Raw genomic sequence first — 11,597 nt, forward strand, 5'->3', positions numbered from 1 at the left:
CTACTCGCTGCACAATGGACCGCAACAGCCCGCACGAGGAAAGGACGCGAATGACCCGGTGGGACAGGCGCGTCGACGCCGGTGATTGGGACGCCATCGCCGCGGAGCTGAACGAATTCGGCGGGGCGTTGCTGCCCCAGCTCGTCACGCCGAGCGAGGCGGCGCGGCTGCGCAAGCTCTACCCCGACGACAGCCTGTTCCGATCGACCGTCGACATGGCGCCGAAGCGTTACGGCTCCGGGCAATACCGGTATTTCCATGCGCCGTATCCCGAGCCGATCGAACCGCTCAAACAGGCGCTCTATCCCCGGTTGCTGCCGATCGCCCGCGACTGGTGGGTCAAGTTGGGTCGAGCGGCGCCATGGCCGGACAGCCTCGACGAATGGCTGGCCGTGTGCCACGCCGCAGGCCAGACCCGGTCCACCGCGCTGATGCTCAAGTACGGGCCCGGAGACTGGAACGCCCTGCACCGAGACCTCTACGGCGACTTGGTTTTTCCGCTTCAGGTGGTGATCAACCTCAGCGACGCCGAGACCGATTACACCGGCGGTGAATTTTTGCTCGTCGAACAGCGACTGCGCGCGCAGTCCCGGGGCACCGCAACGCAATTGCCGCAGGGGCACGGTTACGTCTTCACCACCCGCGAGCGGCCGGTGCCCTCAGCACGGGGCTGGTCGGCGGCACCGGTGCGCCACGGCGTGTCGACGGTGCGGTCCGGCCAACGCTATGCGTTGGGGCTCATCTTCCACGACGCGGCGTGACCAGTCCGGTCACCGTCACCCCAGGTAAGCGGTCTGATTCACCAGCCGCACCGACGACGCCCCGTCGGGATAGAACTCGGCGATGCTCAACGACGCCAGGTCCAGATGCAACCGGTACAGCACCTCGGGGCCGACATCCAAGGCCATGCGCAGCAGCATCTTGATCGGCGTGACGTGGGAAACCACCAGCACCGTCTGACCGTCGTAGGCATCGACGATGCGGTCCAACCCTCGGCGCACCCGATCAAGCACGCTTTCAAAGCTCTCGCCGCCCGGCGGTGTCGTGCTGGTGTCACGCAGCCAACGCCGGTGCAGTTGCGGATCTCGTTCGGCGGCTTCGGTGAACGTCAACCCTTCCCAGGCGCCGAAGTCCGTCTCGATCAGGTCGTCGTCGACCGTCACCTCGAGGCCCAACGCTCTTGCCGCCAGGCTGGCGGTGTCGTAGGCACGTCGCAGCGGAGAGGACACCACCGCGGCGATCCCGCCGCGCTCGGCCAGGTAGCGCGCGGCCGAATCCGCTTGTTGCCTGCCGACATCGGTCAAAGCCGGATTGCCACGTCCCGAGTAACGCCGTTGCACCGACAGTTCGGTCTGCCCGTGGCGCAACAGAAGTAAGCGGGTCGGCGTACCGCGCGCACCGGTCCAGCCCGGCGCCTTCGGCGACTCCAGTTCTACGGTCTTGTCGATGACGGTGATCGGCCCGTCCGTCTTCGGCACGTCAACCGTGATTTGCCCCGCGGCGTCCATCGCCTCGTTGGCCAGCCGGTCGGCATAAGAGTTCTCCGCCCGCGGCACCCACGCATAATTGATGCGGGCGAACCTCGAGGCCAATTCGCGGGCTTCGGCGTGCAGCGCGATCAGGTCCGGGTGTTTGACCCTCCACCGCCCCGACATCTGCTCCACCACCAGCTTGGAGTCCATCAGCACCCGCACCTCGCTGGCCCCGACCCGCTCGGCTTCCTCCAAACCCGCGATCAGGCCGCGGTATTCGGCGACGTTGTTCGTCGTCCGGCCGATCGCCTGCTTGGCTTCCGCCAGCACCGTCTGGTGATTCTCGGTCCACACCACCGCGCCGTAACCGGCCGGACCCGGGTTACCTCGCGATCCGCCGTCGGCTTCGACGACCACTCTCACTGGTCAAATCCTCTGACCCGCAACAGTATTGCTCCACACTCGGGGCAGCGCACCACCTCGTCCTCTGCGGCCGACGTGATGCGGGCCAGCTCCCCTCGCCCGATCTCCAAGCGACAGGCACCGCAGCGATGCCCGAGCAGCGGTCCGGCACCGACACCGCCGCCGGCGCGTAGCCGTTCGTAAAGCGCCGACAAATCAGCATTCAGCGAAGCGGCCAGCTCGTTGCGCCGCGCCGACTGTTGAGTTCTGGCCTCCTCGATTTCCACCACCGCGGCATCCAAAGTCCGCTGAGCATCGGCGAGTTCGCTGTGCAGGCCCTCGATTATGGTGACTTCGGCGCTCTGCTGCGCTTGCAGCTCCTCCCGGCGCTCCATGATCTCCAGTAAGGAATCCTCCAAGGTGGCCTGCCGGCGCTGCAGTGTTTCGAGCTCGTGCTGCAGATCCGAAAGCTGCTTGGCGTCAGTGGCTCCGGACGCCAGCAGGGCCCGGTCCCGGTCCTCACGTTTACGCACCGAGTCGATCTCAGCCTCCAAGCGGGATATTTGCCCGTCCAAGTCTTCGACGGCGATCCGTACCGCGGCCAGACGATCGCTGGCCGAGTTGTGTTCGGCCTGAACGCGTTCGAAGTCGGCGCGCTGCGGAAGGTGAGAAGACCGGTGTGCGAGTCGGGACAGCTCCGCATCCAGCTTCGCCACTTCTAGAAGCGAACGCTGTTGTGCGACATCGGCTTTCATCGTTGTTCTCCGCTGTCAGTCATTCCGGAATGGCGAGCCACGTTCCACGGGTCGGTGCGGATGCCGCAGACCTGCACCGGCAGGGCACCCTCGAAACGCGATCGCAGCAGGTCGGCCGCTTGGTCACACCACGGGAACTCACTGGCCCAATGCGCGACGTCGACCAGGGCCACCGGCGAGGCCCGTCGGTGTTCGTCGGCCGGGTGGTGTCGCAGGTCCGAGGTCACGTAAGCCTGCACATCGGCTGCGGCCACCGCGCCCAGCAGCGAATCGCCCGCGCCGCCGCAGACCGCTACCCGCGACACTCGCAGGTCTGGATCACCCGCTGCCCGCACCCCCCAGGACGTCTCGGGCAGGGCGGCGCCCACCCGAGCGACGAAGGCGCGCAACGGTTCCGGCTCAGGCAGCCGGCCGACGCGACCCAACCCGGTATCGGCGGGCGGCGGCACGAGCGCGAAGATGTCGAAGGCCGGCTCCTCGTACGGGTGTGCAGCGCGCATCGCCGCCAACACGGCGGCCCGCGCCCGCGCCGGTGCGATGACTTCGATGCGGTCCTCGGCCACCCGCTCCACGTTGCCGACGCTGCCGATCGCCGGCGCGGCTCCTTCGTGCGGCAGGAATTGTCCGGTGCCGGTCACGCTCCAGCTGCAGTGCGAATAGTCACCGATGTGCCCGGCACCCGCCTCGAACACGGCCGCGCGCACCGCCTCTGCGTTCTCCGCCGGCACATAGATGACCCACTTGTCCATATTCGCCGCACTCGGCGAGGGGTCCAGTACCGCTTCCACGGTCAAGCCCAGGGCGACGGCGAGCGCGTCGGAGACGCCGGGGGCCGCGGAATCGGCGTTGGTGTGCGCGGTGAACAGCGAACGACCGGTTCGGATCAGGCGGTGCAGCAACGCGCCTTTGGCCGTGTCGGCCGCGACCGTGTCGACTCCTCGCAGCAACAGCGGATGATGGGCCAGCAGCAGGCCACCGTCGGGAACCTGGTCGACGACTTCCGGTGTTGCGTCGATCGCGATGGTTACCGAATCCAGCACTTCGGTGGGGTCGCCACAGACCAGCCCGACCGAGTCCCAGGACTCGGCCAGCCGCGGCGGATACGCCTCGTCCAGCACGTCGATCACGTCGGCCAGTCGCACACTCACGCTGCTGCGATCCCCTCCACCAGCTGCGGCCACTCCGCTCGCACCGCGGCCCGCAAATACTGTTCGTCCAAGCCCTCGAACGTGTCGCAGCGACGCACCGCGATTCCCCGGTGGTGCAACGTCTTTCGCACCAGCTCCCCGTCGGGAATGCGGAACAACACGAACGGGGCCCGGCCGTCGACCACGGTGGCGCCGACGGCTGACAGTCCGGCCACCATCTCGGCGCGCACCGCCGTGAGTCGTTCGGCGTCGGTCGCGGCCGCGGCGACGGCGTCGGGTGCGCAGCAGGCCGCGATTGCGGTCAATTGCAGTGTTCCCACCGGCCAGTGCGCGCGTTGACTGGTCAGTCGAGCCAGCACGGCTGGTGAGCCGAGCGCGTATCCGACCCGTAACCCGGCCAGCGACCACGTTTTCGTCAGGCTGCGCAGCACCACTACGTCGGGCAGCGAATCTCTGGCCAACGACTCCGGCTCTCCCGGCACGGCGTCGGCAAACGCTTCGTCGACCACCACGATCCGCCCCGGGCGACGCAACGCGAGCAACTGCTCGCGGGAGTGCAACACCGAGGTCGGGTTGGTCGGGTTGCCCACCACGACCAGATCGGCGTCGTCGGGCACCCGGGCCTGATCGAGGCGGAACGGTGGGTCGAGGACGACGTGGTCCACCGGGATGCCGGCCAGGCCGAGCGCTACCGCCGGTTCGGTGAACGACGGCGCGATGAGCGCCGCGCGGGCCGGACGCAGGTTGCTCAGCAGCGCGAAGCCCTCCGCCGCGCCGGCCAACGCCACCACCTCGTCGCGATCTCGGCCGTGGCGTGCGGCGACCGCGTCATGCGCGGCGGCAATGTCGTCGCTGCTGGGGTAACGACCCAGGTCGGGCAACCGTGAGGCCAGCCGCTGCACCAGCCACGACGGGGGCTGGGCGTGCCGTACGTTGACCGCGAAGTCCAACATGCCGGGCGCGACGTCTTGATCACCGTGATACCGCGCTGCCGCCGGGCGAATCGACGCGCTTCGATCCAGACCGGCCATCAGGAAAACACTAGTGCGCCGCCACGACGGCAGGGCATCGGGAGCTATCAACGACAATGGAAGGCGTGACAGGTCCGACCGCACCGCAAGCTGAGCGCCCCACTGTGCCGGGCGGCGACGACGGCTGCCGGATCCCCCAGCTGGTGATCTTCGATCTCGACGGCACTCTGACCGATTCCGCGGCAGGAATCGTGGCCAGCTTCCGGCACGCGCTCGACCAGATCGGCGCCCGGGTTCCCGACGGTGACCTGGTCGCACACATTGTCGGCCCGCCGATGGACGACACGTTCCGGTCGATGGGACTCGGGGAGCGCGCCGAGGACGCGATCGCGGCGTTCCGCGCCGAGTATGCGGCGCGAGGATGGGCCGTCAACACCGTGTTCGACGGGGTCGCGTCGCTGCTGGCCGACTTGCGCGCCGCCGGTATCCGGCTGGCGGTGGCGACCTCCAAGCTGGAGACCACCGCGCGGCGCATCCTCGCGCACTTCGATTTGGATCAGCACTTCGAGGTGGTGGCCGGCGCCGCGCCGGACGGCTCGCGCAAAAGCAAGGTCGATGTGTTGGCTCACGCGCTCCAACAGCTCGCGCCCCTGCCCGAGTGTGTGCTCATGGTCGGTGACCGCAGCCACGACGTAGAAGGAGCCGCCGCCCACGGCATCGACACCGTGGTGGTCGGCTGGGGCTACGGTCGCGCCGACTTCGCCGACCCCAGTGACCTGACCGGCGTCACGCACGTGGAAACGGTCGAGGAGTTACGGAGGGCGTTGGGTGTCTGAACGCAAACCCCTGCACATCACGTTCGTCTGTACCGGCAACATCTGCCGCTCGCCGATGGCAGAGAAGATGTTCGCCCACCAGATCGAGCAGCGCGGCCTGGCGGGCGCGGTGCGGGTGACCAGCGCGGGCACCGGGAACTGGCATGTCGGTCAGTGCGCCGACGAACGCGCCAACCGGGTGCTGCGCGCACACGGCTACCCCACCGAGCACTGTGCGGCTCAAGTCGACGACGACCACCTCGCGGCCGACTTGGTGATTGCGCTGAGCCGCAACCACGCCCGGCTATTGCGCGAGATGGGCGTCGACGAGGAACGGATCAGGATGCTGCGTTCCTTCGACCCGCGCTCCGGGAGCTATGTCCTTGACGTCGACGACCCGTATTACGGGGACCACGAAGATTTCGAGCAGGTGTTCGCCGTCATCGAGGCCGCCCTGCCCGGCCTGCACGACTGGGTTGACCAGCAACTGGCGGGGAACGGGTCGGGTTGATGCGACGTTCGACGCGGGGGCTGACATTTCTGCTGCGCCCGGGCTGGCTGGCGCTGGCGCTGGTCGTCGTGGCGTTCACCTATCTGTGCTTCATGGTGCTGGCGCCCTGGCAGTTAGGCAAGAACACCAAGACGTCGCGCGAAAACCACCAGATCGAGCAGTCCCTCAAGACCGCGCCGGTACCGCTGACTTCGATTCTGCCGCATCAGGATTCGACCGCTCCCGCGGCGCAGTGGCGGGGTGTGACGGCTACCGGGCATTATCTGCCGGACGTTCAGGTGCTGGCCCGGCTGCGAGTCGTCGAGGGAGAGCAGGCGTTCGAGGTGCTGGCGCCGTTCGTGGTCGACGGCGGACCGACCGTCCTGGTCGACCGCGGCTATGTGCGGCCCCAGCCGGGGTCGCACGTGCCGCCGATTCCGCGGGCGCCGGAGCAACCGGCGACCATCACCGCGCGGCTGCGTGACCCTGAGCCGACCGTACCGGGCAAGGACCCGTTCACCAGAGACGGCTTCCTGCAGGTCTATTCGATCAGCACCGAGCAGGTTTCGGCGTTGACGTCGGTTCCGCTGGCGGGCATGTACTTGCAGTTGGTCGACGATCAGCCCGGCGGGCTGGGTGTGCTCGGTGTCCCGCATCTGGATGCCGGGCCGTTCCTCTCCTATGGCATCCAGTGGATCTCGTTCGGCATTCTGGCGCCGATCGGACTGGGCTATTTCGCCTACTCCGAGATCAAAGCGCGGCGCCGGGAGAAGGCGCAGGCCGAGCCGGTAGACCAGCCGATGACCGTGGAGGAGAAACTGGCCGACCGTTACGGCCGCCGCAGGTAGGCAATCATCGCCGCGCAGAGAACCGCTCCGGCTTGGACCGCCCGGGACAACGCAACCGCGCGGCGCAGGTCAGCGACGGCGGGCTGCCGCCCATCGCCGAGCGTGGGCCGGATTTGTAGCTCGTGGTGGTAGTGGGTGGGCCCGCCGAGGCGCACCCCGAGCGCCCCGGCGAACGCCGCCTCGACCACGCCGGCGTTGGGGCTGGGATGACGCGCCGCGTCCCGACGCCAGGCCCGTATGGCGTCCGCGGATGATCCGCCCACGACGGGCGCGCACACCACCACCAGCATGGCCGTCACCCGGGCTCCGAGGTAATTGGCGACGTCGTCCAATCGTGCTGCGGCCCAACCGAACCGCAGATACCGCGGCGAGCGGTGACCGATCATCGCATCCAGCGTGTTGATCGCCCGGTATCCCAACACCCCGGGTACCCCGCCGGTTGCCGCCCACAGCAGCGGCGCGACCTGCGCGTCGGAGGTGTTCTCGGCGACCGACTCCAGCGCGGCCCGCGTCAGGCCGGCTGCGTCCAGCCGCGCGGGGTCGCGCCCGCACAACGACGGCAACAACCGTCGCGCCTCATCGATGTCGTCACCGTCCAGCCGGTCGGCCATGCGCAAGCCGGTGCGCGCCAACGAGGTTCCGCCCAGGGCGGCCCAGGTGGCGGCCGCGGTCGTCCCGACGCCGGATCCGATGGCCGCCCCGAGAAGGCAGACCCCACCCACCAGCACACCGGTGTGCACGGCACCGGCGACCTTGCTGTCGCGATAGCTGACTCGTTCCAATTGCTCGGCGCCCCGACCGAACACAGCCACCGGATGACCGCGTCGCGGGTCGGCGAAGGCGAGGTCCGCCAGCCAGCCAACCAACACGCCGGCGACCCGAGCTTGCCCCGTCGACGCCAACACCCCGGCAGCGTCTCACATTAGGTGTGCGGAGTTTGTCGCGCGCTCACACCAACCAAACGGTCGCCACCGTGACGGCGATCGTCATCGCCACCGCCAGCACCCACCACAGCGCCGGGAACAGCGCCATCTTGCGCGGCGCGCGTACCGGCTGCGCAGCGCTAGACCCGTCGGACGAATGCGGGCTTGCCGGTCCACTCATGGCTACCCTTGTGCCCGTTTACCGGCCGGCTAACCGTTGGAAGTGTCGCTCTCGTGCCCACTTCAGAAGCGACAAGACGAATTGTCGCTCTGAGGTGGGCAAAAAGTGCACCGTGCCTGCCGGAGGCGGATGTGGCCAGTGTGATTAATGAGCCGGCAGCTCGGTTATCAATCTTCCGACGAAACGCCGCGCGCGGCCCAGGTGAAGCTGCGCATCTGCGGTAGCCGTGCCGACAGCCGATCGGCAACCTGCTGACCTATGCGGTCGGCCGCGGCGACCGTGGTGGAGGAATCGACCCAACCTTCCACTTCCACCCGCAAGGTGCGCCCGGTCCAGCGCGCTCGGGCATGTGCGTGCAGCACGCCCTCGGTCCCAGCGGCGACCGCTTCGGCGGTGTCGACGACGTCCGGGTCCACCCCGTCCAGCAACCGCTGACCGATGTCGCACGTAACCTCCCATCCGACGTGGCAGATGAAACCCGTCACCGCGACGCCCGCCAGTCCGTCGGCCCATTGCCAGCCGACGGCAACTCCGCACAGTCCCAATAGCGCGCCCGCCGAGGACAAGCCGTCCAGCCACGAATGCTTGGCGTCTGCGACCAACGTCGACGACTGGATGCGGCGGCCCACCGTCAGCTTGTAACGGGCAATCAGTTGGTTGCCGACAATACCGACCAGCGCCGCACCGATGCCCCAACCGACTTGATGGGTTGGGCTGTGCCGCACCAATTTTCCGACACTTTCCATTCCCGCGAACAGGGCGCTGGCCCAGATCACCAACGCGACGCCGATGCCGGCGAGGTCTTCAGCGCGTTCCAAGCCATAGGAGAAGCGCTGAGTGGCCACCGCACGCGAGCCGCGGAAGCCACCGAACACAACCGCGCTGGTCGTCACGTCTGAAAGATTGTGCAGCGCATCACCGAGCAAGGCGGCAGAACCAGAGATCAACGCGACGGCGAGTTCGATCAGACCCGTCAGCGCCAAACCCGCAGCGCTGACTCCGACCGCACGATTGGCCCGGCGCCGCTCGTCGTCGTCGTCGATGGAGCTGGTCAGGTGAAAACTGGTGCCCGGGTCGCGAGACCCGCTGAGGACATGCATGGCGTTAGCGTGCCACGTCCGGAGCGCCGGCGAATACCGCGATCCGAAAGGCTCAGCGCACCGTCGCGAAAAACGCCCGCAGGTCCTCGACGAACAGCTCGGGCTGTTCGAAAGCGGCGAAATGCCCGCCGCGCGGCATCGTCGTCCAGTGCGTGATGTTGTACACCGGCTCGCACCAGGATCGCGGGGCGCGTAGCAGTTCTTTCGGGAAGGCCCCGACGCCCGTGGGCAATTCGACGCGGTCGAACTGTCCCCAAACCTTGAAGCTCTCCCAATACAACCGGGCCGAGGACGCGGCGGTGCCGGTCACCCAGTACAACATCACGTTGTCGAGCAATTCGTCTCTGCTGAAGGCGTTTTCGGGATGGCCATCGCAGTCGGACCACGCCCAGAACTTCTCGACGATCCAGGCGAGTTGCCCGACGGGTGAGTCGACCAAGCCATAGCCGAGGGTCTGCGGACGGGTGGACTGCTGCTTGGAATATCCGGTGCCCCACTTGCGGTGGTGGTCCAACGCCACCATCGCCCGTTGCTCTTCCTCGGCGGGGTTCTTCAGCGATTCGGGGGTAGGCCGGCCGATCGGCATGTTGAGGTGAATTGCCGCGCAGTGCCCGCCGTTGCGACCGATCTGGGTGGTGACGGCCGCGCCCCAGTCCCCGCCCTGGGCGCCGTAACGGTCATACCCGAGGCGCAACATGAGCGTCTCCCACGCTTCGGCGATCTTCGGCACGCCCCAGCCGGTGCGGCTGGGCTTGCCGGAGAATCCGTATCCGGGCAGCGACGGACACACCACGTGGAAGGCATCCTCGGCGCGTCCGGACGGCGGATTGGTCAGCGGCTCGATCACCTTGTGGAACTCCACCACCGAACCCGGCCAGCCGTGCGTGATCACCAGCGGGAAGGCGTCCTCGTGCGGGGAGCGCTGATGGACGAAATGGATATCCAGGTCGTCGATCTCGGTGACGAAGTGGTCGAAACGATTCAGCGCCGCCTCGCGGGCGCGCCAGTCGTAGTCGTTGGCCCAGTATTGGGCGAGTTCGCGGGCGTAGGCCAGCGGGATGCCTTGGCTCCAGTCGGCGACACATTCGGCCTCGGGCCAGCGGGTGCGCGCCAATCTCGCGTGGAGGTCGTCGAGCACGTCGTCGGGTACCTCGATGCGAAACGGCCTCATCCCGTTCGTCTTTACTTCGACTCGCGAATCAGCGTGCTGATCTGCTCGAGCAGTTCACGCATGTCGGCGCGCATCGCGTCCACCGCGGCGTACAGATCCGCCTTAGTCGCCGGTTGTTGGTCCGACGACGCCGACCGCACCGGCGGTCGCGCCGCACTCTCGCTTTGGAAGGCCTCGCCCACGTCCACGACCTTGCCATACCGGCACCTGCAAGGAAACCTGATGGCGTCGACCGAGGTTCGGCGACCACGATCGCCGCGCGTTGGTAATAAGCGCACAGTCTCCGCGGAAGCATCGACGCATCAGCGACTATGCGATCGGCTCGCCCGAAACGGCGACAATTATTAGCGCTTTCGCTGATGTTTCGGCGGTGCCTGGGCCGACATGCTGGCTAACATGAGCGAAAGTAGCTGGAGCGGCCTGGACATGAGTGAGCTTCCGACTGGAACGGTCACCTTGTTACTGGCTGACGTCGAAGGTTCGACCCGGTTGTGGGAGGGTCAGCCCGAGGAGATGACCTCGGCGGTCAGTCGCCTCGACCAGGCGCTGTCCAGCGCGGTCGCCGCCCACCACGGCGTGCGACCCGTCGAGCAGGGCGAGGGCGACAGTTTCGTCATCGCGTTTGCCAGCGCGGCCGATGCCGTGACCTGTGCGCTCACCTTGCAGCGGGCAGCGTTGGCGCCGATCAAGCTGCGCATCGGCATCCACACCGGCGACGTGCGATTGCGCGACGAAGGCAACTACATCGGCCCGACCATCAACCGGGCCGCACGGCTGCGCGACCTGGCGCACGGCGGCCAAACGGTGCTGTCCGGCGCCACGGAACCGCTTGTCCTCGACCAACTCCCCCCAGACGTCTCGCTCACCGACCTGGGCACCCACCCGCTGCGTGACCTGCCTCGTCCCGAACGAGTCGTTCAACTCTGCCATCCTGACCTGCACAACGAATTCCCGCCGCTGCGCACACCGAGTCACCTTGCGATCGAGCGGCTTCCGACGCAATTGACCAGCTTCGTGGGGCGTCAAGCAGAAATGGCGAGCATTGCAGAGGCGCTGACCGACAATCGGCTCGTCACATTGACCGGTGCCGGCGGTGCGGGTAAGACCCGGTTGGCCGGGTTGGTCGAGGAGGCCTAGCGCGCGGGAGGCCGTCACGGGTACCACGTCGGGGTCGGTTATGGGTGCCAAGTCGACGTACCACACGCCATCGGCGAAATCGGTGGCTCGGTTGGCCGCGACCTGGACGGCCAACCGGGTCTTACCCGCACCGCCGGCACCGGTCAATGTGACGAGCCGATTGTCGGTCAGCGCCTCTGCAATG

13 protein-coding genes and 2 pseudogenes are annotated in these 11,597 nt (G+C 67.5%); 5 read left to right on the top strand and 10 right to left on the bottom strand.

The window, feature by feature from the left end; genetic code table 11:
* Positions 1–50 precede the first annotated feature (50 nt).
* Entirely contained in the window at positions 51–761 is a 711-nt protein-coding gene (locus A9W95_RS24405) for a 2OG-Fe(II) oxygenase (RefSeq protein ID WP_067418751.1), read from the top strand.
* A gap of 15 nt (positions 762–776) precedes the next feature.
* Here the strand turns inward: A9W95_RS24405 and A9W95_RS24410 are convergent, their stop codons facing one another.
* The 4 genes from A9W95_RS24410 to cobC are packed head-to-tail and all read right to left on the bottom strand — an operon-like array spanning position 777 to position 4,808.
* Positions 777–1,895, bottom strand: coding sequence for a bifunctional RNase H/acid phosphatase (locus tag A9W95_RS24410; RefSeq protein WP_067418752.1), 1,119 nt, complete (start codon positions 1,893–1,895; stop codon positions 777–779).
* Positions 1,892–2,629 carry a zinc ribbon domain-containing protein gene (locus A9W95_RS24415; protein WP_067418753.1) on the bottom strand — a complete coding sequence of 246 codons (738 nt, stop codon included), beginning with the start codon at positions 2,627–2,629 and terminating at the stop codon, positions 1,892–1,894. Before A9W95_RS24415 ends, A9W95_RS24410 begins: the two co-directional genes overlap by 4 nt.
* Positions 2,626–3,777 (bottom strand): YqfO family protein, encoded by a 1,152-nt coding sequence (locus tag A9W95_RS24420; RefSeq protein WP_067418754.1) that lies wholly within the window; start codon positions 3,775–3,777, stop codon positions 2,626–2,628. The genes A9W95_RS24415 and A9W95_RS24420 overlap by 4 nt, the downstream gene beginning before the upstream one ends.
* Positions 3,774–4,808, bottom strand: coding sequence for an Rv2231c family pyridoxal phosphate-dependent protein CobC (gene cobC, locus A9W95_RS24425; protein WP_067418755.1), 1,035 nt, complete (start codon positions 4,806–4,808; stop codon positions 3,774–3,776). The genes A9W95_RS24420 and cobC overlap by 4 nt, the downstream gene beginning before the upstream one ends.
* Positions 4,809–4,951: 143 nt before the next feature.
* Here cobC and A9W95_RS24430 point away from each other — a divergent pair, with 143 nt between their 5' ends.
* Genes A9W95_RS24430 through A9W95_RS24440 form a run of 3 tightly spaced genes read left to right on the top strand, consistent with a single transcriptional unit; the run spans position 4,952 to position 6,901 of the window.
* A complete protein-coding gene (locus A9W95_RS24430) occupies positions 4,952–5,584 on the top strand; it encodes an HAD-IA family hydrolase (protein ID WP_067418772.1) in 633 nt (210 codons plus the stop codon).
* Complete coding sequence (locus tag A9W95_RS24435) at positions 5,577–6,074, top strand: low molecular weight protein-tyrosine-phosphatase (RefSeq protein WP_082983309.1); 498 nt, start codon at positions 5,577–5,579, stop codon at positions 6,072–6,074. Before A9W95_RS24430 ends, A9W95_RS24435 begins: the two co-directional genes overlap by 8 nt.
* A complete protein-coding gene (locus A9W95_RS24440) occupies positions 6,074–6,901 on the top strand; it encodes an SURF1 family protein (protein ID WP_067418756.1) in 828 nt (275 codons plus the stop codon). Before A9W95_RS24435 ends, A9W95_RS24440 begins: the two co-directional genes overlap by 1 nt.
* On the opposite strand, the gene A9W95_RS24445 is transcribed toward A9W95_RS24440, so the two are convergent.
* The 5 genes from A9W95_RS24445 to A9W95_RS27040 form a co-directional block, all read right to left on the bottom strand.
* Entirely contained in the window at positions 6,883–7,806 is a 924-nt protein-coding gene (locus A9W95_RS24445) for a cobalamin biosynthesis protein (RefSeq protein WP_067418758.1), read from the bottom strand. The genes A9W95_RS24440 and A9W95_RS24445 overlap by 19 nt on opposite strands.
* 43 nt (positions 7,807–7,849) lie before the next feature.
* On the bottom strand, positions 7,850–8,005 hold the full coding sequence (locus tag A9W95_RS27035) for a hypothetical protein (RefSeq protein ID WP_156746390.1): 156 nt from the start codon (positions 8,003–8,005) through the stop codon (positions 7,850–7,852).
* A 167-nt stretch (positions 8,006–8,172) separates the two neighbouring features.
* A complete protein-coding gene (locus A9W95_RS24450) occupies positions 8,173–9,105 on the bottom strand; it encodes a cation diffusion facilitator family transporter (protein ID WP_067418760.1) in 933 nt (310 codons plus the stop codon).
* A gap of 52 nt (positions 9,106–9,157) precedes the next feature.
* Positions 9,158–10,276 (bottom strand): epoxide hydrolase family protein, encoded by a 1,119-nt coding sequence (locus A9W95_RS24455; protein ID WP_067418761.1) that lies wholly within the window; start codon positions 10,274–10,276, stop codon positions 9,158–9,160.
* A gap of 11 nt (positions 10,277–10,287) precedes the next feature.
* Positions 10,288–10,458 (bottom strand): hypothetical protein, encoded by a 171-nt coding sequence (locus tag A9W95_RS27040; RefSeq protein WP_186246643.1) that lies wholly within the window; start codon positions 10,456–10,458, stop codon positions 10,288–10,290.
* A gap of 202 nt (positions 10,459–10,660) precedes the next feature.
* Here A9W95_RS27040 and A9W95_RS24460 point away from each other — a divergent pair.
* Positions 10,661–11,392 (top strand): annotated as a pseudogene (locus A9W95_RS24460) (adenylate/guanylate cyclase domain-containing protein); the annotation flags it as partial.
* Here the strand turns inward: A9W95_RS24460 and A9W95_RS28140 are convergent.
* Positions 11,387–11,597: pseudogene (locus tag A9W95_RS28140) on the bottom strand (hypothetical protein); the annotation flags it as partial. The pseudogenes A9W95_RS24460 and A9W95_RS28140 overlap by 6 nt on opposite strands.

The sequence above is a fragment of the Mycobacterium sp. 1423905.2 genome, assembly GCF_001673155.1.
Classification (GTDB): domain Bacteria; phylum Actinomycetota; class Actinomycetes; order Mycobacteriales; family Mycobacteriaceae; genus Mycobacterium.

Coding starts and splice junctions, on each gene's coding strand:
- A9W95_RS24405 (WP_067418751.1), top strand. CDS start 51: ATGACCCGGTGGGACAGGCGCGTCGACGCCGGTGATTGGGACGCCATC.
- A9W95_RS24415 (WP_067418753.1), bottom strand. CDS start 2,629: ATGAAAGCCGATGTCGCACAACAGCGTTCGCTTCTAGAAGTGGCGAAG.
- cobC (WP_067418755.1), bottom strand. CDS start 4,808: ATGGCCGGTCTGGATCGAAGCGCGTCGATTCGCCCGGCGGCAGCGCGG.
- A9W95_RS24440 (WP_067418756.1), top strand. CDS start 6,074: ATGCGACGTTCGACGCGGGGGCTGACATTTCTGCTGCGCCCGGGCTGG.
- A9W95_RS27035 (WP_156746390.1), bottom strand. CDS start 8,005: ATGAGTGGACCGGCAAGCCCGCATTCGTCCGACGGGTCTAGCGCTGCG.
- A9W95_RS24450 (WP_067418760.1), bottom strand. CDS start 9,105: ATGCATGTCCTCAGCGGGTCTCGCGACCCGGGCACCAGTTTTCACCTG.
- A9W95_RS24455 (WP_067418761.1), bottom strand. CDS start 10,276: ATGAGGCCGTTTCGCATCGAGGTACCCGACGACGTGCTCGACGACCTC.